This window comes from Desulfobotulus mexicanus (assembly GCF_006175995.1).
GTDB lineage: Bacteria > Desulfobacterota > Desulfobacteria > Desulfobacterales > ASO4-4 > Desulfobotulus > Desulfobotulus mexicanus.
The window spans coordinates 38,964-62,161 of sequence record NZ_VDMB01000008.1; the positions used below are offsets into that span (position 1 = coordinate 38,964).

Below are 23,198 nucleotides of genomic sequence, written 5' to 3' on the forward strand. Positions count from 1 at the left end.
TTTTTAAATTTGCATGGAGGTGCCGGCCAAACCCAAACATCTTCTGTCTCGGTAGGTCGGCAGCGCCGTTTACACACTCCATGTGTACCTACTGTCTCTGACAGCACCGGTATTTCCGGTTTATGTGAAAAAGCAGGGAGGACATACAGCCTCCCCCCCATTTGCTTCACCTGAATTCAGACAGTTTTTTTACTTCAAAGTAAGGGTATCCACCTTCACACCCCTGCCCATGGTTGTTGAAACAGCCATGCCGCGAATATATGCACCCTTGGCAGCAGAAGGCTTTAGCTTCATAATGCTGTCCAGAAATGCCCGGATATTTTCTTCCAGCTTCTCAGGACCAAAGGACTTCTTACCCATGGGGGCATGAACAATTCCTGCTTTTTCTACCCTGAAATCGATCTTACCCGCCTTCAGTTCATCAACTGCCCGGGCAACATCAAATGTTACAGTACCGGTTTTGGCGTTGGGCATCAGTCCTCTGGGACCAAGAAGCTTACCAATTCTACCCACAACACCCATGGTATCAGGCGTAGCTACGGCTTTATCAAAATCAAACCAGCCGCCCTGGATTTTTTCCACAAGATCTTCAAGACCTACATAGTCAGCGCCAGCTTCTTCAGCTTCCTTAGCTTTTTCGCCTCTGGCAAAAACCAGCACCCGAACTTCCTTGCCAAGACCATTAGGAAGAATGCAGGTACCGCGGACCATCTGATCCGCATGCCTGGGATCAACCCCAAGACGTACGGCAACATCCACACTCTCATCAAATTTCACATATGTGGTTTCAAGGGCAAGCTCTATGCCTTCCCGCAAACCTAATTTTGCCGTGAAATCATGACCTTTGCCCGTTTCCAGATATTTCTTACCGCGCTTCGGCATTTTTTCCGACTCCTTATTTTACTGAACAATCTCGATACCGATGCTTCTGGCAGTACCGGAAATGATCTTCACAGCGGTATCCAGGTCATAGGCGTTGAGATCCGGCATCTTGAGCCTGGCGATTTCTTCAACCTCATTCCGGCTGATTTTTGCCACTTTGTTCAGCTTCGGATTGCTTGAACCCGAAGCAATTTTTGCGGCCTTTTTCAGGAGTACGGACGCAGGAGGCGTCTTGGTTATAAAGGTAAACGTACGATCCTGATATACTGTAATCACAACAGGAATAATCATGCCCGCATCATTCTGCGTACGCGCATTGAAAGCTTTACAGAAATCCATTATATTAACGCCATGCTGCCCCAGAGCCGGACCGATGGGGGGAGAAGGGTTCGCTTTCCCCGCAGAAACCTGGAGCTTTATTTGCGCCATCACTTTTTTTGCCATCTTGGTCTGTACTCCTTACACCTTAAAGCTTGGTAACCTGTACGAACTCCAGCTCAACGGGAGTCGATCGGCCAAAAATACTGACAAAGACCTTGATCTTCCCTTTTTCCGGATTGACTTCTTCAACCGTACCGTTAAAGTTTGTGAAGGGTCCGTCAATCACCCGAATTTCATCGCCGGGTTCAAAATGATATTTTGGCTGCGGCTTCTGCTTGCCCGCTTCCATCCGCCGAAGAATCTGATCCACTTCAGCATCTGTAATGGGTGCCGGCTTGTCTCTGCCACCAAGAAAACCTGTAACCTTAGCAGTATCTTTAACAAGATGCCAGGTATGGTCTGTCAGAGCCATCTGCACCAAAATATAACCGGGGTAAAACTTCCGGGAAGATTCTTTTCGCTCCCCCTTTACCAACTCCACCACTGTTTCCGTAGGAACGATGATCTCACCAAAGTAATCCTTCAGGGGGGAGCTTGCGATCCGTTCCTCCAGAGAGCGTTTCACCTTGCCCTCGAATCCCGAATACACATGTACAACATACCATCTTTTAACCATATCCCCCCCATAATCACCAATTCAAAGCAAGCCGAACCAGACGGGTGAGAACAGCATCGGCAACCCCCAGAAAGAAAGACAATATAAGCACTAGAACAATCACAACCCCGGTAGAAGCCATTGCCTGTTGCCTGGATGGCCACACAACCTTTGAAAGCTCCGCACGGGCCTCCTGAAAAAACTCAAGCCCCTTAGTTACAGCCGTTTTCTTGTCAGGCTTTGCAACCGAGCGGCTTCCCTGAGGTGTTTTGGATGCTTTGTCTGCCTGAGATATACTGATCTCACCAGATTTGTGGGGTTTTACATTTTCAGATGGGGACTCAGCATTTTCATCCTGACCAGCCTTTAACTTCAGCTTTTTTTTCTGAACCTGCTTATCTGTTTTCTTTTTTAATAAGCGTCCCATAACACCCTGCCCCGTTTTCAGCTATGATCAAACCAAGCTTCATGTTTTTGATTTGGCAGGCCAGGAGGGACTCGAACCCCCAGCCTACGGATTTGGAGTCCGCCGCTCTACCATTGGAGCTACTGGCCTGCATAAAAGACCTGCCGACCGACAAAATCTGCCGACAGGTCTTTACTATCATCAAAAAAGAGCGCTACTTGGTTTCTCTGTGCTTGGTGTGATGCTTGCAGAATCTGCAATATTTACTGAACTCCAGCTTATCCGGAGTGGTCCGCTTATTCTTGGTCGTAGTATAGTTGCGCTGCTTACACTCTGTGCAGTTCAGCGTTACAATAACTCTCACCGGACTCTCCTTGGATTAGGCAACAATTTCAGAAACAACACCCGCACCAACGGTACGGCCACCTTCACGAATAGCAAAACGAAGTTCTTTTTCCATGGCGATGGGGGCAATTAGCTCGGCAGTAATGGTAACATTATCACCGGGCATAATCATCTCAACACCTTCCGGCAGATTCATAATGCCGGTAATATCCGTAGTACGGAAGAAGAACTGGGGACGATATCCGCTGAAGAACGGAGTATGACGACCACCTTCGTCCTTAGAGAGAATATAGACTTCCGCCTGAAACTTGGTGTGGGGAGTGATGGTGCCAGGCTTGGATACTACCTGACCACGCTCTACCTCGTCACGCTTGGTACCGCGGAGAAGGAGACCTACGTTATCGCCGGCACGACCTTCATCCAGAAGCTTGCGGAACATCTCAACACCGGTACATACGGTCTTGATAGTCGCACGGATACCAACAATTTCAACGTTTTCACCGGGCTTGACAATACCACGCTCAATGCGACCAGTAACAACAGTACCTCGACCGGAGATGGAGAAGACGTCTTCCACAGGCATCAGGAAGGTTTTGTCCACATCACGCTCAGGCTCAGGAATATAATTGTCAACGGCATCCAGAAGAGCCCAGATACACTTGCAGTCTTCCGAATCAGGATCATCGGACTCCAGTGCCTTCAACGCTGAACCACGAACTATAGGAGTATCACTTCCGGGAAAATCATACTTATCCAGAAGCTCCTGAAGCTCCATCTCAACAAGCTCTATAAGCTCTTCGTCGTCCACCATGTCACACTTGTTCAGGAAAACAACAATACGGGGAACACCTACCTGACGCGCAAGAAGAATATGCTCACGGGTCTGGGGCATAGGACCATCACTGGCTGAAACCACAAGGATGGCACCATCCATCTGGGCTGCACCAGTAATCATGTTTTTAATGTAGTCCGCATGACCCGGGCAATCCACATGGGCATAATGACGCTTTACAGACTCATACTCAACATGGGAGGTTGAGATGGTAATACCGCGCTCACGCTCTTCCGGAGCCTTATCGATATTATCATAATCCACTTTCTGTCCAAGACCTTTTGCTGCACAGGTCTTGGTGATCGCTGCCGTCAGGGTAGTCTTGCCGTGGTCGATATGCCCAATGGTCCCGACGTTCACATGCGGCTTCGTGCGCTCAAATTTTGCCTTAGCCATTGATTCGCCTCCTAAAAAAACCTGCTTGATCGTTTTCTCCGAAGGATTGCGTCCGCCTCTTCACACGACGTCGGACCCACTCGAAAAACCTCAAATAAAAAATAAGCAACAAATGGAGCCCATGACCAGAATCGAACTGGTGAACCTCATCCTTACCAAGGATGCGCTCTACCGGCTGAGCTACATGGGCACACTTATTGCCTTCAAAACATCAGGTAAAAAACCTGACGAATTTAACTGGAGCGGGAGACGAGGTTCGAACTCGCGACGTTCAGCTTGGAAGGCTGATGCTCTACCAACTGAGCTACTCCCGCCAGAAGGTTCTTATGAAGAACCACTCTTTTGTTTTGCAGGCAGCCATGTAGTACAATTGCGATTTCATTGCAAGCATTTTTGCAAAAAAATCTTCTACAAGACCGTTAAGATGGTGGTGGGGGGAGGATTTGAACCTCCGAAGGCTTGGCCGGCAGATTTACAGTCTGCTCCCTTTGACCACTCGGGAACCCCACCGTCTTTTTTTGGAGCCAACGAAGGGATTCGAACCCCCGACCCGCTGATTACAAGTCAGCCGCTCTGGCCAGCTGAGCTACGTTGGCCCTCAAAGACAACTCCTTCTTCTAAACGAATCCAACCATGCTTGACAAGCTTTTTTTTAAAAAAATTTTAAAACCCCCCCCTCATACAATCATGCTATCAATTATATTTATAAATTTAAAAACTTTCTCTGTCACCCTACAATGAGCGAAGCAACACTACCCAAGACATATGAAAATTAACTGAGGGTTAAACCAGTACCTGCCACAGAAAGCACAATTCATCATTGACACAGGCAAGCACCTTGCGTTACTTTTTTAATGTATGCTGAATACTATAAATGAAATCTAAAACAAACCGTCCGTTACGGAACAGACTTTCAGCGCAAATCCTACCTTTTTGATTCAATACATTAACAGTTAAAATACTGACTTTTATATTATGAGCAAAGCAAATTCACATTACCGACAGAGATACCAAATGTTTTTAATACAGAAACAGAGCAAAGCCTCTTTCCTGCATTAAATTATAATACACGTTTACTCATAAATTTTTACATTCTCAAACAACCACAGCTAAACATCTTGATAGATTAACAACATCGGCTACTTCTTACAAAATCATCAAGCCGGCAATGCTGCAAAAATTCTTATACGAGGTCCTTTCAGCATGAAACGTCTAATCCTTTGCCTCTTCTGCTCCAGCCTGTTTTTTTCCGGTTGTGCATCTTTGCATCAAGCACAGGACACCAGCAACGGAAAGCTCAAACAGAGCCATAAACCACATGAAGCTACTCAAAAGCATGTCACGACAAAGAAAAAAACACATATCCCGCCATCCACCAACCTCACCCGCACCGCCTCCCCGGACCTGAAGGGCACAACAACATCATTTGATCAGGCTCTGGACTTTTATGATACTGCCAATGAATTCTGGAAAGCCGGAGAATATGATGCCGCCCTTGAATCTCTGGACCAGGCCTATGCCATAATAATCAGAACTGAAAGCCTGACCCCCGAGGATCTGCAACAAAGAGATGATATTCGGCTGACCATTGCCCGCCGTATCCAGGAGGTTTACTTTTCACAGACCATGGGAATTAAAGGCAAGCAAAGTGCCATACAGATTCCTGACAACATCTATGTTCAGCGGGAAATAGATCGCTTCACCGGACAGGAAAGAGCTTTTTTTGCACGATCCTACCGCCGCTCAGGGATCTATATGGATATGATACTTGAAAAAATACATGCGGCTGGCCTTCCCGAAGAACTGGCATGGCTGCCGCTGATTGAATCAGGATTTCAGGTAAAGGCTCTTTCCAGCGCACGGGCACTTGGGCTCTGGCAGTTCATCCCCTCCACAGGTGTCCGCTTTGGTCTAAAAAGAGACCTCCTCATAGACGAAAGAATGGATCCTGAAAAGGCAACGGATGCGGCCATTGCCTATCTCACGGAACTCCATCGACTCTTTGGCGACTGGCCCACCGTACTCGCTGCATACAACTGCGGGGAAGGCAGAGTGCTCAGAACCATTCGAAGCCAGAATGTCAACTATCTGGATAACTTCTGGGACCTTTACACCAAGCTGCCCAGAGAAACGGCACAATACGTTCCACGCTTCCTTGCCACAGTACATATTATCCAGAATATGGAAAAATACGGTTTCGACCCCAATGACCTGGATACACCACCTTCCTTTGAAACCGTATCCGTAGAGCGTCAGGTCTCACTGCAGGCCATTGCATCTGCAACGGGCATACCTTTGAAAGACCTGAAAAATCTGAACCCGGAACTCCGCTACGATCTGCTACCCAACACAAACTATACTTTAAAAATACCACAAGGCTATACAGACCATTTCCTGGCTTCCATTGAATCCATTGATGAAGACACTCCACCCCAGAGAGCATATCTTCATCACCGGGTGAAACCCGGGGAGGCCCTGTCAACCATTGCAGCACGCTACAAGGTATCCGTACGTCATCTGATGCAGGAGAACAATATCAGAAGGGCCAACCTGATCCAGGCCGGACAGGTTATCAAGATACCCGCCAGTTCTTCACTGGCCCAGACACCTTCTTCCAGACAAAACATCACACCCTCAACCCAACAGCGCCAGACCCTGACCTACACGGTTCAACGAGGAGACACGCTCTGGCACATCTCCAGAAGATTCAACCTGTCGGCAAATGATATTATAGCCGCAAACCAGCTTCCAGACTCAAATCTCCAAATAGGCCAGCGCCTGCGGATTCCCGGTGCTGCACAGCAGGTAAAAACCATTAACTCCCAGCGTCAGGCATACAGGGTACAGGCCGGAGATTCTCCTTTTACCATTGCCATGAAGCACAATATGCCCCTGCAGCGCTTTCTTCAGATTAACAACCTGAACAGACAGAGCACCATCTATCCGGGCCAGCAGCTTTTTATAGAATAAAACAAAACCCTAACCCACGGGCTGCCATTTTTCTTGCGGAATGAATAAAAAGTCTGTATAAGCTCCAAGGTTTTTTGACGTGCCCCCGTAGCTCAGTGGATAGAGCATAGGATTCCTAATCCTTGAGCGCAGGTTCGATTCCTGCCGGGGGCACCATCTTTCCATAAAAACCCAGCGGCAACCCTAAGACCGGGGAGCCATATTATCCCCATCCCCTGGCCCGGATAATCTGTGCCTTCAAAGTCTTACAGGAAAAAACATCCCCCATGAGCAAGCACATCCATAGATCAAAGCTTCCTGTTGAACTGCTTGCGCCTGCTGGAAACATGGAAAAACTTGAGATTGCCCTGACCTACGGAGCGGATGCAGTTTATCTCGGAGGACAAAATTTCTCCTTAAGAAATTTCTCCGGCAACTTCTCCATGCCTGAAATTAAAGAAGCGGTTCGTCTGGCCCACAGCCTTGAGGCAAAAGTCTATGTTGCATGCAACATCTTCCCCAGAAGCCATGAGCTCCCGGAACTGAAAAGCTACCTCAAAGATCTCTCTGCCTGCGGACCGGACGCACTTATTGTGGGAGACCCCGGAGTCCTTATGCTGGCAAAGGAAACCGTTCCCCACATCCCACTCCACCTGAGTACCCAGGCCAACACCACAAATGTGGCAGCCCTGAAGTTCTGGGCAAACCAGGGTATCCGACGGATCAATGCAGCAAGGGAACTTCCCCTGGAAGAAATTCAGATCCTATGCCAGGAGAACCTGGAAGTGGAATGCTTTGTCCATGGAGCAATGTGCATTGCCTATTCAGGCCGTTGTCTCCTGAGCAGCTGCATGACAGGCAGAGACAGCAACCGTGGTCACTGTGCCCATCCATGCCGCTGGAGTTATACCGTAGTTGAGGCTAAAAGACCCGGCCATTATTTCCCTCTGCAGGAAGACCAGAGGGGCAGCTATATTTTTAATTCCAAAGACCTGTGCATGATCTCTCACCTCCCGGAAATGATTGCCGCTGGTATCTCCTCCTTCAAGATAGAAGGCAGAATGAAAAGCATTCATTATCTGGCTGCAACCGTAGGCGCTTACAGGGAAGCCCTGGATCTTTTTTTTAAAAATCCAGTAGCATACAAAGAAGATCCTGCCTGGTACCAGCGCCTTAACAGTCTCCACCATCGGGGCTATGGTACAGGCTTCTACCTGAAAAATCCCAAAGACATAAACCCTGATGCCGAAAATATTGAAGGGAAAGGCCCCAAAGCCCTTTTTGTAGGCAAAATCCTTTCCAATGGACTGTCCGGCCTACATAATATTATCTGCCGGAACCGTTTTGTGGCAGGAGATGTTGTCGAAGTTCTCCACCCAGACGCACCTCCCTCCATGGACCGCATTCTCACCATAGAAGAAGCAGGCACCCCGATCTCCGTTGCACGCCCCAATACAAAGCTTCAGGTGACCCTTGAAAATAATCATACGGCCTTAAGCCTGATCCGAATTCCCGAAGAACCCTTGCCAAAAGCCTCTGTATACTGATATACTTTTCTGCAATGAATCAAACAGATGTTCTCCTTGCCTTAGAAATCTGATCTTTATTAGATTTTCGGATTAACTTAAAAATGGGAAACCGGAATATTTTTAAAGGAATTTAAGGATAGTATCCCAAAATCCCTTTACAGATATTTCATCATCCCCACCCCAGCCCCGTACCCTGAATCCCCGTGCCCATGATGCCGGGGACCAAAAACCTGGATCCGCTATACCCGGAGGCGCACCATGATCTTTGAAGATGACGAAACCTTGCGCATGTATGTGGAAGAATCCCTGGAACACCTTTCAGATATCGAAAATGATCTCCTGGCCATTGAAGCCCAGGGGGCCGACATTGATGAGGATCTGGTCAACAACGTCTTCCGGGCGGCACACTCCATAAAAGGTGGCGCTGGATTCATGGGCCTTGGAACCATTAAAGATCTTTCCCACAACCTTGAAAGCATTCTGGGACTGGTGCGCAGCCATGAGATGGTTCCCACACCTGAAATCATTTCCGTTCTCTTACAGGCCTTTGACCGACTGAGGGAACTGATACAGGATGTGGATAACAGCAACAAGGTAAATATAGACACTCTTCTTCAGGCCCTGATAGCCATCACCGAAGGTTCTCTTCCTGAAGCGGAGAAAAAAACCGTGAGTGAAAAAGTATTCATACAGCACCCCCTGGGACAGGCGCGCATGGAAGCCTCCCGCTTTGATCTGGATCAGGCCTTCAAGCACGGAAAATTCCTCTATCTTCTGGAATTTGACATGCTTCAGGACATCCAGAAAAAAAACAAATCCCCTCTGGATGTCATTACTTCTCTTCTCAACAGCGGTATCATACTGGATTCTAAGATTGACTTTGAAGCCGTGGGTACGCTGGAAGATGAGTTTCCAAGAAGAATTCCCTTTCTCATACTTTTCGCCTCCATTATAGAACCTGATATGGCCTCCATTCTGGTGGACCTGGATCCTGAATACGTTCACCATATTCCACCGGAAACAACCATGGAAAGTGCCGGACCGGAATCACCGGTTTCCGCAAGCAGCCCCGTACCTCCCAAGGCACCTCCGGAAAAACCCATGATGAAAACCGCCGAACAAGCGGCTCCTGTAATACCTGTACCTGAACCATATGAACCAGAACCGAAACAGTCCGCTCCCATATTGAAATCGGAACCTGTAGTAAGTGCCCCTGCTGCTGCCCCGCCGCCTCCACAGGAGACGGCCTATGCTTCCACAGCCGGGGCCTGGTCTTCCGGAAACATGGAAGATCAGGATGAGGAAACAGCGGACAGTATAAATAAAAATGACAAGCAGAAAAGCCAGGCTTCCCTGAGGGTGAATGTCAATCTGCTGGATACCCTCATGACCCTTGCCGGAGAGCTGGTTCTGAGCCGCAACCAGCTCACCCAGGGCATTGCCACCAGCAGCTCCCAGGCCATTGAAGCAGCAGGCCAGCGCATTGACATGATCACCTCCGAGCTTCAGGAAGCCATCATGCGGACCCGCATGCAGCCCATTGCCAATGTTTTCAATAAATTCACCCGTATTGTAAGGGACCTCTCCAAATCCCTCCACAAGGAAATCAACCTGAAAATTGAAGGCAAGGAAGTTGAGCTGGACAAAACCATAATCGAAGCCATTAATGATCCTTTGACCCATCTGGTGAGAAACTCCGTAGATCATGGCATTGAAACACCGGATATCCGCCAGCGCAGCGGCAAGCCCAGAGCCGGAACCATCCGGCTCAAGGCCTTCCATGAAGCAGGTCAGGTCAACATAGAAATTGAAGATGACGGCAAGGGACTTGACCCCGAAGCCATTTCAAAATCCGCCTTTTCCAAGGGCCTGATTTCTGAACAGGACATGCAGACCCTGTCTGCCAAAGAAAAAATCAATCTTATTTTTCTTCCCGGTTTTTCCACAGCCCAGCAGGTAACGGACGTATCGGGTCGCGGAGTGGGTATGGATGTGGTTAAAACCAACCTGGATCGCCTTGGCGGCATTGTGGATATTGATTCCAAGGTTGGTTCCGGAACCATAATCCGCATTAAACTGCCCCTGACCCTGGCCATTATTCCCAGCCAGATCATTTCCGTGGGCAAGGAGCGCTACGCCATTCCCCAGGTAAACCTCAATGAGCTGCTGCGTATACCCGCAGCCCAGGTCAAGGAACGCATAGAAAAAGTGGGAAAAGCAGCCGTTGTACGCCTCAGAGGAACCCTTCTCCCACTTCTGGATCTGTCCGATGTGCTTGGCATTCAAAAAACATTCATTGACCCGGAAACCGGGGAAGAAAAAGAAGACAGAAGGGTCAACATTGCTGACCGCAGATCCGCACAGCTGGATTCAGGTAATGAAAAAACACCAAAAAAAGGCGACGCAGCACCAAGAAAACAGGAAGACCGGAGGTTCAGAGCCGACAGCGCCATTAATATAGCCGTAGTTTCCACAGGAACCTTCCGCTATGGCCTTGTGGTGGACCAGCTCAGGGATTCCGAAGAAATTGTTGTCAAGCCCCTTGGCCGTCATCTGAAGGATTGCAAAGGTTATGCCGGTGCCACCATCATGGGGGATGGACGCGTTGCCCTGATCCTTGATGTGGCATCCCTTGCGGAAATGGCAGACCTTTCCTCCAGTGGCGCTTCCAAAACCCTTGCCCATGCTGAAAAAGAACTCCTCGAAAATACCCAGAAGCAGGAAGACAAAGCATCCCTCCTCCTTTTCCGCAATACAGAAAAGGAGCAGTTCAGTGTTCCCCTCAACCTTGTGGAACGCATTGAACGTATTAAATCCACGGATATTGAATACGTCGGTGGTAAACGGGTTGTACAGTACAGGGGCGGGTCCCTGCCCCTTCATGAGCTGGGAGAAGTGGCAAATATCCAGCCCCTTCCCGAAAGGGAACAGGTAGAAGTCATAGTCTTTAAATTCACAGGCAAGGAAATCGGCCTGATGGTCAGCCCGCCCGTGGACGCCGTGGAAGCCACCCTGAATGTGGATGCCAGCACGCTGAAGCAACCGGGTATCATGGGCTCCATGATCATAGGCGGGCGTACCACCCTTATGGTGGATATATTTGGTGTGGTAAAAACCCTCAACCCGGAATGGTTTACGGGACTTTCCGCCACAGCACCAGTTCTGAACAGCGAAGGAATTGTACAGGGAGGGTCCAAGATTCTCTTTGCCGAAGATTCCGCATTTTTCAGAAATCAGGTTACAAGTTTCCTGACAGAAGACGGATATGAGGTTCTTGTTGCTGAAGACGGGGTAGAAGCCTTCTCCCTTCTGGAAACCCATGGGGATGAAATTGCCCTTGTCCTCACGGACCTTGAAATGCCCAACATGGATGGCTTTGAACTGACCCGTAAAATAAAGGGGGATTCCCGTTTTTCCCATCTTACGGTCATTGCCCTGACCTCCCTTGCCGGTGAAGAGGATATTATAAAAGGACAGGCCGCGGGTATTGATGACTACCAGATCAAACTGGACCGGGAAAAACTGCTGATATCCATACGGGATACCATGGCAAGTATTGTATGAACCTTGTGTGTGGGTGAAAAGGAGAACCTGATCACCCCACATTCCCATCCGGTCCCATTGTGAGGAAAACACCCATGAAAAAACAAACGGAAAAAAATAACCAGGAAGACCGCTTACTTGAGCTGGCAACCTTTTATATCGGAGATGCCCTCTGTGGTATTGATATTCTGAGAATCCAGGAAATCAACAAACTTACGGAAGTCACCACCGTGCCCCAGGCTGCGGACTATGTTCAGGGTGTACTGAATCTCAGGGGGCGCATTGTCACCATCATTGATCTGGGTATAAAACTTGGACTTTCTTCTGTTGAGCCGGGCAAAGACAACCGCAATATCATAGTTGATTTTAAAGATGAACAGGTAGGGCTTCTCGTGGACAGCATCAGTGATGTTCTGCTGGCAGAATCTTCCCGCATCGAACCGCCACCTTCCAACATCGGCGGCGTACAGGGACGTTTTTTCCATGGAGTCTTTAAAACCGAAAAAAAACTCATAGGGCTTCTGGATATCAACACCGTACTGGAAGAATAGGGAGTCATCATTTCTCCAGAGAGGCTGAACAGACAATCCTCAGCTACCCTTTGACCTCTTATCAGGGAACGTTTATCCGTGAGCCAGCTACGTATTCTTGTTGTTGATGATACCATTGTATACCGGAAAATAGTCAGTGATATCCTTTCCACCATTCCCGGTGTACAGGTGGTGGGCAGTGCCAATAATGGTAAAGTTGCCCTTTCCCGTATATCTGCCCTGAAACCGGATCTTATTACCCTGGACGTTGAAATGCCCGAGATGAACGGGCTTGAAGTCCTGGAAGAACTGCACAGAATAGCCCCAGAAGTCGGCGTGGTCATGCTCAGTACCCTCACCACCCGTGGGAGCGATATCACCATCCGTGCCCTGGAACTGGGGGCCTTTGATTTTGTTCCCAAGCCCCAAAGCGGTTCCATGGCAGAAAATCTGGCAGCGGTACGCAGCATCCTTGTTCCCATCATACAGACCTTCCAGAGAAGGAAAGACATACGGGAGCGCCTCCGTGGGATGCCCTCACCCCCTGTCCGGAAAACATTTCTGTCAGGAACAGCCCCAGCTCCCTCTGCCAGCAGCACTGCCGCAAGTGATATCGGTCAGCGCATGCAGAAACTGGCTGCACGCAGATCCAGATCTGAAATTGTTGCCATCGGCATTTCCACTGGTGGCCCCAATGCCCTGGCCCGCATGATGCCCATGCTTCCCGGTGAGATTGGAGTACCAATTCTCATTGTCCAGCATATGCCGCCAATTTTTACGGCATCCCTTGCCAAAAGCCTCAATGCCAAATGTGCCATACAGGTTAAGGAAGCAGAGCAGGGAGAGATTATAAAGAGCAATATCGCCTACATTGCTCCAGGTGGAAAGCAGATGAAAGTGGTGGCTGCCGGAGATGGTAAAAACCGGGTAATCAAAATTACCGATGACCCTCCGGAAAACAGCTGCCGTCCCTCTGCGGATTATCTCTTCCGTTCCGTTGCCAGTCATTATGTGGGCCGGGCTACCGGTGTCATAATGACAGGTATGGGTTCCGACGGTTCTGCAGGCTTAAGGGAAATGAAAAACTCAGGAGCCCACATCATTGCCCAGGATGAAGCCAGCTGTACCGTTTTTGGGATGCCCAAAGAACCCATTGAATCCGGCATTACGGATATTGTGGTTTCCCTGAACGATATTGCTTCAGCCATTCTGAAAACCGTTCGCCCTTAAAATCCGGTGGCCCATGATAAAAATTACTCCCCAAGAATTTGCTCTCTTTTCCAAGTATATCCTTGATATTTCAGGCATTGCCCTTGCTGCTGGAAAAGAGTATCTGGTGGAAACCCGACTGCATCCTCTGCTGGAAGAACTCGGAGCGAGCTCCTATACGGATCTTTACCAGAAAATCCAGAGGGATTTTAAAAAAGATCTTGAAAAACGGGTCATTGATGCCATCTCCACCAATGAAACTTATTTTTTTAGGGACAAACACCCCTTTGAGCTGCTCCAGCATAAAATCATTCCGGATCTTGTAGACAAACGAAGCCAGAAGGGTAAAAAAATAGTTGGTAAAATTCCCATACGCATCTGGAGTGCGGCCAGCTCCACAGGCCAGGAAATTTATTCCATTGCCATGTCCCTGAAGGAACTTGGCCTCGACCTTAAAAATTATGATATCCGTCTCGTGGGAACAGACATATCCGACGCTGCCGTTGCCCAGGCCAGCTACGGACGTTATAATAAATTTGAAGCAGCCCGGGGCCTCACCCCCCAAAGACTCCAGCGCTACTTTAATAAAGACGGCGATAACTGGCGTATCAAAGATGAAATCCGGGCCATGGCTTCTTTTAAAAAAATGAACCTCATGAAACCTTTCACAGGCATTGGAAAATTTGATATTATTTTCTGCAGAAATGTTGCCATCTACTTCACACCCCAGGACCGCAAACAGCTCTACCAAAAAATTGCCAGCGCTTTGGAGCCTGACGGATACCTTCTCATAGGCTCCACGGAATCCTTAAGCAATGAAACGGCTCTTTTTGAACCAAAAAAATACCTGAACTCCATTTTTTATCAGTTCAGAGGCCAGTCATAAGGAAATAATCCATGACAAAAATAAGTATTTCCGAATTTATCGATGAACTGAAGTTCTGCATATCAGAAAAAGATATGGTAAAGGCAAAAGCCCTGCTTCAGTTTCTTCCGAAAATAGATCCAAAAAACCAGATTCGAACCCTTTATGAAATCAGTAAAGCAGAAGATCGCGTTGTACATCCGGCCTTATGCTATATGCTGGAGCTGCCCATTAGCGACCCGGGAGTAAAAAACAGGCTACATGATCTGCTGCTGGACAAGTCATGTGCCTGCCAGGACCTGCTCCTGGAGGAGCTTAAGGCAGACACCCTTGACAAACGCCTGCCCCTTATCCGCATTACAGGAGAACTTCAGGTTAAAGAAGCCATTCCCCTTCTTTCGGATTACCTTTCCCGCAAATCGGATGCTGACTTTCTGCGTGAGACCATAAAAGCCTTAAGTCTCATGGCCTCGCAGACCTGCATCCGGGCCATTGCAGATTTTATTTTTTACGGGGATGAGGAGCTCAAGCAGGAAGCAATATTCGCCCTTGCTGAAATCGGCGGGCCCACAGCCATACACCTTCTGGCAGAAGCCATTCGTGGAGACAACCGTACTGATCAGCTGATTATCGAAGCCTTGGGAGAAATACAGGATCAGGCGGCACTTCAGCGGCTCACCCAGCTACTTAACTCACACTATGTGGATGTCCGCAACTGGACCATAGACAAGCTGATTTCCATTGGAGACAAAGCCGTACCCGTTGTGGTGGAAAATCTGAAAGAATCAGACGATGATGCCCTTGTACATACCCTCAATGTCCTTGGCAACATCGGTGACAAAAGTGCCATTCCCGCGATTCAGAAAATTCTGTTCAGAAGACCCGAAAACGCAAACGTACGCTTTGCCGCCTATGAAGCCATGGAAAGACTGCCTGCTGCCAAAGCCGCCATCAGCCTTGCCACAGGTCTTGAAGACCCTGAAGAACAGGTACGCCTTGCCGCTGCAAGGGCTGTGGATAAAAACCTCTCTCCCATACTGGCAGCAGGCCTCAAGAACATGATCGCCCCCGGCAATGAAAATGCCAACCAGATTGTAGCCACCCTCATTGATGCAGGTGCGGATAAAACCTTTGAAAGTCTCATTCAGGAAGAGTCTTTCAGCAATATGGCCATTTCCCACCTTGCAGGCAAAGCTCATCCGGATATCAGAAAGCATTATCTGGTCCTCATGCAGAGCCAGGGCCACCATGAACTGGCGGAAAAAGTTCTTGCTGCCGTGGCTCCGGAAAAAGAGACCAGGGGACTCACAATATTTGTTGTGGACGATTCCAAGATGATGCTGCGGATCTACAAGAGCAAGCTCCACGCCATGGGGCATACGCCAGTACTTTTCGATTTCCCCTCCAGAGCCATCGAAGCTGCCCTTGAAAATAAACCGGACCTTGTCATTACCGACCTTAACATGCCGGACATCAACGGTATTCAGCTTACAAAGCAGCTGCGACGCAAATACACTCCGGCCAGCCTGCCCATCATCATGATTACTACCCAGAGTGACTTTGTGGGACAGCACTCCGGTCAGCCCAACGCCCGCATAGATACGGAAAGCATGCAAAGTATCGGTATTTCCATGGTTATGAACAAGCCCTTTGATGATGCAGATCTTGCGGCAAACATAAAGAAACTGACCTGATACCCTCACCCTTTTAAAAAAAACGGGGCCCGGCGATCTTCTGTCCGGGGCCCGTTTCATTTTCCGGAACCTGTGATATGAAACGTTTCCTGCTGATCTGGTGCTTTCCGGGTCTTCTTACGGGTATCCTACTGGGCCTTATCATTGGAACCATGCAGGATCTACCCCAGATCACTGCCCTTGAAGAATACCGGCCTTCTGCCCTTACCCGTGTTTTTTCCAGTGATGGTATACTGCTGGCCCAGTTTTATGCTGAAAACCGCATGCCCGTTGCTTCAGACCAGATACCGGATATTTTAAAACAGGCACTTATTGCAACGGAAGACAGAAATTTTTATTCCCACCACGGCATGGACCCAAAGGGAATTTTACGGGCTGTTGTAAGAAATCTGCAATCCGGCGGCTACTCCGAAGGAGCCAGCACCCTCACCCAGCAGCTGGCAAAAACCCTCTTTTTAAGTCCGGATAAAACCCTCATGAGAAAGATTCGGGAAGCCTTTCTTGCCCTGCAGATAGAACGCAGATATACTAAAGAAGAAATTCTCACCCTTTATCTCAATCAGATCTATCTGGGCAGCGGCAGCTATGGAGTGGAAGCCGCTACCAGAAGATACTTTGGAAAGTCTGTGGATGACATCTCCCTTGCCGAAGCAGCCCTGATTGCAGGACTACCCAAGGCTCCCTCCCGTTTTTCCCCAAGGTCCAGCATGGAAAGGGCAACAGGCAGGCGCAATACAGTTCTTCATCAAATGCATACAACGGGTATTATCTCATCGGATCAACTGAAAGCAGCTCTGGAAGAAGCAGTTATCCTCACCACAGGCCACGCTCCCTCCTCCAGAAAAGCACCCTGGTTCATCGAACAGGTACGTATGGAACTGGAAGAAGCCTTAACTCCTGATATTTTGTACAAGTCAGGTCTTAATGTATACACAAGCCTTAACAGCCGGGTTCAGGATCTTGCTGAAAAAGCGGTACAAACCCATATGGCTGCCCTTGAAACCCGTATGCTGGATCAGAAAATAACAGCTTTTCCCCAGTCTGCGGTACTTGCACTGGATATCCATACAGGTGGCGTTCTGGCCCAGGTCGGTGGAAGAAACTATGCCCAAAGCCCCTTTGACCGCTCAACCCAGGCCAGACGGCAGCCCGGATCCGCCTTTAAGCCCCTGATTTTTGCTCTGGCCATTGAAAAGGGAGCGGAACAGGATCAAAATATCAGCGATACTCCCGTAGTTTTTCCCCAAAGCCGGGGCCAGAACTGGATACCCCAGAATTTTTCCAGAAATTTTATGGGAAACATATCCCTTAGAACATCACTGGCCCTTTCAAGAAATATTCCCCCCATACGGCTTACTGACCAGCTGGGACCTGAAAATGTAGTTGCCTTTGCCAAAAGTCTTGGGATCCAAAGCCCACTTCAAGCCAATCTCTCTTTAGCACTGGGGACATCGGAAGTAACCCTTGAAGAGCTTACCGCTGCCTATGCGGTTTTCCCTGCTGGTGGCATGCATAATCAACCATGGCGCATCAGGAAAGTGGAAGATGCCAGCGGCAGGATCATTTATACCTCACCCCGAAAAAGCAGCTCCGTTATGCATCCGGAAAGTGCGGCCATCATAACGGACATGCTTCAGGCCGTAATAGCTGAGGGTACAGGACGCAGGGCAAAGGCTTCGGACCGTGCCCTTGGAGGTAAAACAGGCACCACAGACAATTTCAGGGACGGACTTTTCATCGGATTTTCACCTGCCATGGCCATCGGTGTCTGGACAGGCTGTGACAGAAATGAAAGCCTTGGGAACATGGAGACCGGCGCGCGTACGGCCCTTCCCATCTGGAAGGACATCATGGTTGAAACAGGCCCTGCTGCAAGACCCGAATACTTCTCCATTCCTGCCGGAACGGAACGCAGGCAAATGGAATCGGGTAATATGGGGCTTTTCCGAAAACAATCCAGATAAATCAAAAAGGCACTTGCTGCAGCCATAAAAAAGGCGTAAAGGGAGTTCTTTTATCTTCAATCTTTTAAGTGGAGAAACGCCAATGGTAAGGCACGCAACCATTAAAGATATCCAGACCATCTACAGACTGCTGCAGTTTTTCGGAAACAGAGGAGAGATGATTCCAAGGCCCCTAAGTGCCCTTTACGACCATGTCCGTGATTTTGTGGTTTATATTTCCCCTGAAACGGGTTTGGTGGCAGGTTGCTGTGCTTTGCAGTTCTGCTGGGAGGATCTTGCGGAAATCAGATCCCTTGCCGTGGATGTAGCCCATCAGGGCAAGGGAGTAGGAAGAATGTTGGTGGAAACACTGGTGGAAGAAGCCAGATCCTTTGGTATCACCCAGCTTTTCACCCTAACCTACCAGCCTGTCTTCTTCGGAAAGCTGGACTTTAACCGCATCGACAGGGCAGATCTTCCCCTGAAAATATGGTCGGATTGTGTTCATTGCGTAAAATTTCCTGACTGCGATGAAATAGCCATGATGCGGGAACTCTCCTACGCATAAATAAGATTCACCGGCATGGGAGGGTACATCCAGGCATCCACCATGGGAAGAATCCGCTGGGAACCGACGGTCACCCAATAAGGGTCCGGATTGATTTCCCGCAATTTGCCATCTTCCGGTGGCTTGGCGTGCTGGGTGCGGGAGTAGAGAACCTGCAGAACAAACACAGCATTTTTCCCCTCCCTTGCCACGGCATAGTGCTTGCGGAAAGTGGAGACAGACATGTGGTTTTCATCAGCGAGGGTACGGGTTTCCTCATCGGAAAAACGGACCAGTGTTGCTTTGCTCACTCCCCGCTCCGAAAGCCGTATCAGGGAGCGGGACTCACTGCTACCTGCATAGACTGTGGAAATACAAGAAAGACGGCGCAGATACTGAGCCGCAACAATGGCTGCAGTACGCCTTCCCCCTGCCATCACCGGCTGGGCATAGTATTCAAAAAACTTTTTCTGCACATCTTCAGCATATTTATCCCCTTTTTCATAAAGGTCCTTGGAAATATACCTGAGCCGACGTGCCATATCCTCTGCCGCATCGGCAATGGGCCAGTCAATGCGTACGTGAAAATGGGAGAGATTGTAACGGTCTCTGCCACGACTCATGGGATCCCTTTGAATCAAAAGGGCATAATCCACAGGCAGAAGCTCACGCAGCACATCATTAAACAGAGAAGACTCAAGATACTTCTGACTACGGTCAAATTCATTGGCCAAAGAGAGGGTTCTTGTCCTGAGCAGATTGGACTTGGTGGTTTTATTATCATCAAAAAAACGGATATATTTTTTATGGACAGCGGGAATGGTATCTTCCACAAATATCACAAGAAAAGCATTCTGGGCTTCATACTCAAGGCTGGGAATTCTGGCTTTGGGCTTTAGCTCCCGACGCTCCACAAAGGGGTAGGGAACCTTCCTTGCCTTGAAGTTGTTATAGGAATCCACCAGAGCATACCGCACCATCTGATAATCCAGATGATCCCGCAGCAGCTCGTAATATGATCTCCGAAGCCGGTTGGCCATACTCAAATGATCCCGATACGTCCAGAAGCTCAAGCCATTCTCCTCCCTGATACACGCCAGAAAAAATTATATGAAAATACCAGCTGCGACGATTATCATGATGTCAGCGCATCCACGGCAGGCAGGGATTCACCCTCCAGCAGCTTCAAAAAAGCACCTCCACCTGTGGAAATATACCCCATAGCCGATGCCACCCCTGCCTTATGAATGGCCGTATCCGTATCACCGCCCCCCACAATGGTCAGTCCGTGGCAGGCAGCCACATGTCGGGCCAGCCCCATGGTCCCGCCACTGAAGGGCTCCATTTCAAAAACCCCCATGGGACCATTCCATACCACTGTTTTGGCATTGGCAAGGGCGGCTGCATAAAGGCGTACCGTAGCAGGACCACAGTCAGCAACTTTCCAGCCTTCGGGAATTTCCTGTACAGGCACCACCACACCAACGGCATCCTCTGTAATTTCTTTTGTTACCACTGCATCCACAGGAAGATAAAAGCGGACACCCCTTTTTCTGGCTTCAGCCATGACAGCCTCAGCCGTTTGAAGCATCTCATCCTCAACCAGAGAATCTCCCACAAAAAGGCCGGAAGCCTTTAAAAAGGTATTGGCCATGGCCCCGCCAATTAGAACCTTATCCACCCTGTGCAGAAGATTTTCCAAAGCTTTGAGCTTACTGGAAATTTTAGCTCCCCCCACAATGGCCACCAGGGGGCGGGCAGGTGCTCCCATGGCAGAATCAAAATACCTCAGCTCATCCATGAGAAGATGGCCTGCAGCCTTTTCCTTTACAAAGGCGCATATGGCATGAACAGAGGCGTGTTTTCTGTGGGATACGGCAAAGGCATTGTTAATGTAAACATCGCAGAGATCCGCAAGCTTACTGGCAAAACCTTCATCATTGGCCTGTTCTTCGGGATAAAAACGCAGATTTTCGAGCATGAGAATTTCACCGGAAGCAAGACCAGCTACAGCTGCTTTAACATCAGGCCCTACAGAATCCCCGATCATGGTCACTGGCCTGCCAAGAAGTTCCGCAAGATGTTCCGCCGCAGGCTTAAGGCTCAGGCCCGGCACAATCTGTCCCTTGGGTCTTCCGAGGTGGGATGCCACAATGACCTTTGCTCCGGAATCCGCTGCAAAGCGGATACTTTCCATCCCCCGCCGGATACGGGTATCTTCAGCAATATTCCCGTTTCTGTCCATGGGCACATTGAAATCCACACGTATCAGCACCCGTTTTCCCGCCAGCGGCAGATCCACAATCCCCTTCACAAGCCTTCCCCCCCTGTTTATCATTCTTTATAAATGCTCAATCCGCATTTCTGCCTTTATTCTGATGCAGTGTCTTACGCCTGGACCATCTGCTAAAAAAACCCAGATGCCCGGAAGCATAAGCCCTGTCAAGCTTTTCTTCTTCGGCCTTCCAGCCCTTTTTCCCCTGCAGGGCCGCCCGTAGACAGGCTGTTTTATTTTCACAGGTCAGACACATCTCAGGACTCTCCCTTAAGCCCTCTTCGCCCATGGGAAATACTCTGTCCAGCTCACCAAAACAATCGGGTTTTTGATCTTCACAGGTCATCTTGGTGCCCACTCCTGCATGAATCTGGATTCAGCCTCCCGAACCTCTTCATAGATCGCCCTTATCACTCCATGTTCTGCAAAACTGTAGTACCTGTTATTTCCGATGATCAGGTGTTCATGCACCGTCACATTCACAGGCGCAAGGGTCTGCACCAGACGTCTTGTGATGGCGTAATCTTCTCTGGAAGGCTCAGTATCTCCTGATGGATGATTGTGGACCAAAATTACGGAAGCAGCCTGATGGGCCAGCACCGAACGCAGAACCTCCCTGGGATAAACAGGACTGGCCGAAAGACTGCCCTGAAAGAGTTTTTCTGTATCCAGCAGGCGGTTTTTCACATCAAGAAAAAGCACCATAAAAACTTCCCTGCTGCTTTCCCGCAGCTCAATGTAAAGATAATCCAGCACAGCCTGAGGTGTACCAAGAATTTCCTTACCCTGAATACGCTGCTTCAGAAAACGGTCCGCAGCGGCCTTCACCAGCTTAATGGGAATGGCATTGGTTTCCCCTATACCTTTGACGACACAGAGTTCGGCAAAGCCCGCCTCAAAAACAGCAGGAAGGGTTTTAAACTGGTTAAGAAGTTCCCATGCCATGCCCTTACAGTCTTTTCGGGGCGTTGCCAGAGTCAGCAGCAGTTCCAGCACTTCATGATCCTGAAAACCAGCGAGACCGGATTCCCGGAAACGCTCACGAAGCCTTCTTCTATGCCCCTCCTGAGTGGATTTTTCATCCATACCCCGCCTTTCAAGTCCAGACGTAATTGTTCAGCACATTTTTTCATGCAAGATTTTGCATTAATTGCAAAACATTGGTTCCAGCAAAAGACAATCGGGCTATTAAGGAAAATTATGCTGAATAATTACTCTCAGACAAGATCATGGAATTCCTGTTTCAGGGTCCGGTTCATCAGGCGCTCTCCGGCTTCACGGGGTGTGCTGCCCTCATAAAGCACACGATACACCTCATTGCATATGGGCAGCTCCACACCAAGCTTTGCCGAAAGATTATACACGGAACGGGCGGACTTCACTCCTTCCGCCACCATGCGCATTTCTTTGAGGATCTCATCCAGAGACTTTCCCTCCCCCAGAAGCTGACCTAAGGTGTGGTTACGGCTTAATGCTCCGGTACAGGTAAGCATAAGATCACCTACACCGGAAAGACCGGAAAAGGTATGGGGATTGGCACCCATGGCCACACCCAGCCGACGGATTTCCGCCAGCCCACGGGTAATAAGAGCTGCCCGTGTATTCAGCCCCAGCCCCATGCCATCGGCAACACCTGCGGCAATGGCAATGACATTTTTCATGGCCCCGCCCACCTCAACGCCCATAACATCATCGCTCGTATAAACCCGAAAAACGGGGCTTGCAAATATTTTCTGAACTTTGCTGACATTGTTGGCATCTTTGGAAGCCACAGTCACCACAGTGGGACGTTTTTCACCCACTTCCCGGGCAAAACTTGGACCGGACAGGACAGCCAGCTGCTCTTCGGGAATATGCAGAATCTCTTCTTTGAGAATCCCCGTCATGGTTTTATGTGTGACATTTTCAATGCCTTTGGAAGCCGTCACAAGGATGGCTTTTTCTGAAATCATTGATGCTGCCCTGCGTGCCGTCTCCCGCATCACATGGGAAGGCACCACAAAAAGCACCAGATCCTTATCCTTCAGGGCCTCTTCCATATCACTTGTGGCCACAAGGTTTTCCGGCAGCATAATCCCCGGAAGATAGGTTCTGTTTTCCCTGTGTTCCGCAATTTCCATGGCCACATCCGGCTCATAAACCCACAGCCTGACAGGATAACCCTTCTCCGCCAAAAGCATGGCCAGAGCCGTTCCCCAGCTGCCACCTCCCAGAACCCCTATGTGAAAATCTGCTGTTTTCCCATGCGGCATAAGTCCACCCTTAGATAGTTTTTCT

20 protein-coding genes and 6 tRNA genes are annotated in these 23,198 nt (G+C 49.1%); 10 read left to right on the forward strand and 16 right to left on the reverse strand.

Annotation, left to right across the window (positions count from 1 at the left end; all coding sequences use genetic code 11):
* Positions 1 to 189: 189 nt before the first annotated feature.
* The 11 genes from rplA to FIM25_RS08000 all read right to left on the reverse strand — a co-directional run bounded on the left by rplA (position 190) and on the right by FIM25_RS08000 (position 4,433).
* Positions 190 to 882 carry a 50S ribosomal protein L1 gene (gene rplA, locus FIM25_RS07950; protein ID WP_139448055.1) on the reverse strand — a complete coding sequence of 231 codons (693 nt, stop codon included), beginning with the start codon at positions 880 to 882 and terminating at the stop codon, positions 190 to 192.
* An 18-nt stretch (positions 883 to 900) separates the two neighbouring features.
* A complete protein-coding gene (gene rplK / locus FIM25_RS07955; protein ID WP_139448057.1) occupies positions 901 to 1,326 on the reverse strand; it encodes a 50S ribosomal protein L11 in 426 nt (141 codons plus the stop codon).
* 22 nt (positions 1,327 to 1,348) lie between these two features.
* Positions 1,349 to 1,879 carry a transcription termination/antitermination protein NusG gene (gene nusG / locus FIM25_RS07960; RefSeq protein ID WP_139448059.1) on the reverse strand — a complete coding sequence of 177 codons (531 nt, stop codon included), beginning with the start codon at positions 1,877 to 1,879 and terminating at the stop codon, positions 1,349 to 1,351.
* Positions 1,880 to 1,892: 13 nt separating this feature from the next.
* Entirely contained in the window at positions 1,893 to 2,285 is a 393-nt protein-coding gene (gene secE, locus FIM25_RS07965) for a preprotein translocase subunit SecE (protein ID WP_139448061.1), read from the reverse strand.
* 53 nt (positions 2,286 to 2,338) lie between these two features.
* A tRNA-Trp gene (locus tag FIM25_RS07970) sits at positions 2,339 to 2,414 on the reverse strand.
* 64 nt (positions 2,415 to 2,478) lie between these two features.
* Positions 2,479 to 2,628 (reverse strand): 50S ribosomal protein L33, encoded by a 150-nt coding sequence (gene rpmG, locus FIM25_RS07975; RefSeq protein WP_139448063.1) that lies wholly within the window; start codon positions 2,626 to 2,628, stop codon positions 2,479 to 2,481.
* A 15-nt stretch (positions 2,629 to 2,643) separates the two neighbouring features.
* Positions 2,644 to 3,837: an elongation factor Tu gene (gene tuf, locus FIM25_RS07980; protein ID WP_139448065.1), complete on the reverse strand. Its 1,194-nt coding sequence runs from the start codon at positions 3,835 to 3,837 to the stop codon at positions 2,644 to 2,646.
* A gap of 113 nt (positions 3,838 to 3,950) precedes the next feature.
* Positions 3,951 to 4,027: transfer RNA gene (locus FIM25_RS07985), tRNA-Thr, on the reverse strand.
* Between the two features lie 48 nt (positions 4,028 to 4,075).
* Positions 4,076 to 4,151 (reverse strand) — tRNA-Gly (locus FIM25_RS07990).
* A 111-nt stretch (positions 4,152 to 4,262) separates the two neighbouring features.
* A tRNA-Tyr gene (locus tag FIM25_RS07995) sits at positions 4,263 to 4,347 on the reverse strand.
* A 9-nt stretch (positions 4,348 to 4,356) separates the two neighbouring features.
* Positions 4,357 to 4,433: transfer RNA gene (locus FIM25_RS08000), tRNA-Thr, on the reverse strand.
* A 607-nt stretch (positions 4,434 to 5,040) separates the two neighbouring features.
* Between FIM25_RS08000 and FIM25_RS08005 the strand changes: the two genes are divergently transcribed.
* The 10 genes from FIM25_RS08005 to FIM25_RS08050 all read left to right on the forward strand — a co-directional run bounded on the left by FIM25_RS08005 (position 5,041) and on the right by FIM25_RS08050 (position 18,667).
* A complete protein-coding gene (locus FIM25_RS08005; protein ID WP_139448067.1) occupies positions 5,041 to 6,807 on the forward strand; it encodes a lytic transglycosylase in 1,767 nt (588 codons plus the stop codon).
* Positions 6,808 to 6,888: 81 nt separating this feature from the next.
* Positions 6,889 to 6,963: transfer RNA gene (locus FIM25_RS08010), tRNA-Arg, on the forward strand.
* Positions 6,964 to 7,073: 110 nt separating this feature from the next.
* Positions 7,074 to 8,333, forward strand: a complete 1,260-nt coding sequence (locus tag FIM25_RS08015; RefSeq protein WP_139448069.1) for a peptidase U32 family protein — start codon at positions 7,074 to 7,076, stop codon at positions 8,331 to 8,333.
* 240 nt (positions 8,334 to 8,573) lie between these two features.
* A complete protein-coding gene (locus FIM25_RS08020; protein WP_139448071.1) occupies positions 8,574 to 11,879 on the forward strand; it encodes a hybrid sensor histidine kinase/response regulator in 3,306 nt (1,101 codons plus the stop codon).
* Positions 11,880 to 11,953: 74 nt separating this feature from the next.
* Positions 11,954 to 12,409, forward strand: coding sequence for a chemotaxis protein CheW (locus FIM25_RS08025; protein ID WP_139448073.1), 456 nt, complete (start codon positions 11,954 to 11,956; stop codon positions 12,407 to 12,409).
* Positions 12,410 to 12,487: 78 nt separating this feature from the next.
* Positions 12,488 to 13,618 carry a protein-glutamate methylesterase/protein-glutamine glutaminase gene (locus FIM25_RS08030; RefSeq protein WP_139448075.1) on the forward strand — a complete coding sequence of 377 codons (1,131 nt, stop codon included), beginning with the start codon at positions 12,488 to 12,490 and terminating at the stop codon, positions 13,616 to 13,618.
* A 13-nt stretch (positions 13,619 to 13,631) separates the two neighbouring features.
* Complete coding sequence (locus tag FIM25_RS08035; protein ID WP_139448077.1) at positions 13,632 to 14,483, forward strand: CheR family methyltransferase; 852 nt, start codon at positions 13,632 to 13,634, stop codon at positions 14,481 to 14,483.
* An 11-nt stretch (positions 14,484 to 14,494) separates the two neighbouring features.
* Positions 14,495 to 16,156: a HEAT repeat domain-containing protein gene (locus FIM25_RS08040; RefSeq protein WP_139448079.1), complete on the forward strand. Its 1,662-nt coding sequence runs from the start codon at positions 14,495 to 14,497 to the stop codon at positions 16,154 to 16,156.
* 77 nt (positions 16,157 to 16,233) lie between these two features.
* Positions 16,234 to 18,120: a penicillin-binding protein 1A gene (locus FIM25_RS08045; RefSeq protein ID WP_139448081.1), complete on the forward strand. Its 1,887-nt coding sequence runs from the start codon at positions 16,234 to 16,236 to the stop codon at positions 18,118 to 18,120.
* 82 nt (positions 18,121 to 18,202) lie between these two features.
* Entirely contained in the window at positions 18,203 to 18,667 is a 465-nt protein-coding gene (locus FIM25_RS08050; protein ID WP_139448083.1) for an N-acetyltransferase, read from the forward strand.
* Here FIM25_RS08050 and FIM25_RS08055 read toward each other — a convergent pair.
* The 5 genes from FIM25_RS08055 to FIM25_RS08075 form a co-directional block, all read right to left on the reverse strand.
* Positions 18,658 to 19,719 (reverse strand): hypothetical protein, encoded by a 1,062-nt coding sequence (locus FIM25_RS08055; protein WP_246052087.1) that lies wholly within the window; start codon positions 19,717 to 19,719, stop codon positions 18,658 to 18,660. The genes FIM25_RS08050 and FIM25_RS08055 overlap by 10 nt on opposite strands.
* A gap of 62 nt (positions 19,720 to 19,781) precedes the next feature.
* Positions 19,782 to 20,984, reverse strand: coding sequence for a phosphoglycerate kinase (locus tag FIM25_RS08060; RefSeq protein ID WP_139448085.1), 1,203 nt, complete (start codon positions 20,982 to 20,984; stop codon positions 19,782 to 19,784).
* 13 nt (positions 20,985 to 20,997) lie between these two features.
* Entirely contained in the window at positions 20,998 to 21,267 is a 270-nt protein-coding gene (locus tag FIM25_RS08065; RefSeq protein ID WP_139448087.1) for a hypothetical protein, read from the reverse strand.
* Positions 21,264 to 22,007 (reverse strand): RadC family protein, encoded by a 744-nt coding sequence (radC, locus tag FIM25_RS08070; RefSeq protein WP_139448089.1) that lies wholly within the window; start codon positions 22,005 to 22,007, stop codon positions 21,264 to 21,266. Before radC ends, FIM25_RS08065 begins: the two co-directional genes overlap by 4 nt.
* A 131-nt stretch (positions 22,008 to 22,138) precedes the next feature.
* The gene (locus tag FIM25_RS08075; protein ID WP_139448091.1) at positions 22,139 to 23,173 is read right to left on the reverse strand and encodes an NAD(P)H-dependent glycerol-3-phosphate dehydrogenase; all 1,035 of its coding nucleotides are present in this window, start codon (positions 23,171 to 23,173) and stop codon (positions 22,139 to 22,141) included.
* Positions 23,174 to 23,198: the final 25 nt, after the last annotated feature.

What these genes read in the sequence shown, in the direction of transcription:
- rplA (WP_139448055.1), bottom strand. Translation starts at nt 882, where the DNA reads ATGCCGAAGCGCGGTAAGAAATATCTGGAAACGGGCAAAGGTCATGAT.
- rplK (WP_139448057.1), bottom strand. Translation starts at nt 1,326, where the DNA reads ATGGCAAAAAAAGTGATGGCGCAAATAAAGCTCCAGGTTTCTGCGGGG.
- nusG (WP_139448059.1), bottom strand. Translation starts at nt 1,879, where the DNA reads ATGGTTAAAAGATGGTATGTTGTACATGTGTATTCGGGATTCGAGGGC.
- secE (WP_139448061.1), bottom strand. Translation starts at nt 2,285, where the DNA reads ATGGGACGCTTATTAAAAAAGAAAACAGATAAGCAGGTTCAGAAAAAA.
- tuf (WP_139448065.1), bottom strand. Translation starts at nt 3,837, where the DNA reads ATGGCTAAGGCAAAATTTGAGCGCACGAAGCCGCATGTGAACGTCGGG.
- FIM25_RS08005 (WP_139448067.1), top strand. Translation starts at nt 5,041, where the DNA reads ATGAAACGTCTAATCCTTTGCCTCTTCTGCTCCAGCCTGTTTTTTTCC.
- FIM25_RS08015 (WP_139448069.1), top strand. Translation starts at nt 7,074, where the DNA reads ATGAGCAAGCACATCCATAGATCAAAGCTTCCTGTTGAACTGCTTGCG.
- FIM25_RS08020 (WP_139448071.1), top strand. Translation starts at nt 8,574, where the DNA reads ATGATCTTTGAAGATGACGAAACCTTGCGCATGTATGTGGAAGAATCC.
- FIM25_RS08025 (WP_139448073.1), top strand. Translation starts at nt 11,954, where the DNA reads ATGAAAAAACAAACGGAAAAAAATAACCAGGAAGACCGCTTACTTGAG.
- FIM25_RS08035 (WP_139448077.1), top strand. Translation starts at nt 13,632, where the DNA reads ATGATAAAAATTACTCCCCAAGAATTTGCTCTCTTTTCCAAGTATATC.
- FIM25_RS08040 (WP_139448079.1), top strand. Translation starts at nt 14,495, where the DNA reads ATGACAAAAATAAGTATTTCCGAATTTATCGATGAACTGAAGTTCTGC.
- FIM25_RS08045 (WP_139448081.1), top strand. Translation starts at nt 16,234, where the DNA reads ATGAAACGTTTCCTGCTGATCTGGTGCTTTCCGGGTCTTCTTACGGGT.
- FIM25_RS08050 (WP_139448083.1), top strand. Translation starts at nt 18,203, where the DNA reads ATGGTAAGGCACGCAACCATTAAAGATATCCAGACCATCTACAGACTG.
- FIM25_RS08060 (WP_139448085.1), bottom strand. Translation starts at nt 20,984, where the DNA reads ATGATAAACAGGGGGGGAAGGCTTGTGAAGGGGATTGTGGATCTGCCG.
- FIM25_RS08065 (WP_139448087.1), bottom strand. Translation starts at nt 21,267, where the DNA reads ATGACCTGTGAAGATCAAAAACCCGATTGTTTTGGTGAGCTGGACAGA.
- radC (WP_139448089.1), bottom strand. Translation starts at nt 22,007, where the DNA reads ATGGATGAAAAATCCACTCAGGAGGGGCATAGAAGAAGGCTTCGTGAG.
- FIM25_RS08075 (WP_139448091.1), bottom strand. Translation starts at nt 23,173, where the DNA reads ATGCCGCATGGGAAAACAGCAGATTTTCACATAGGGGTTCTGGGAGGT.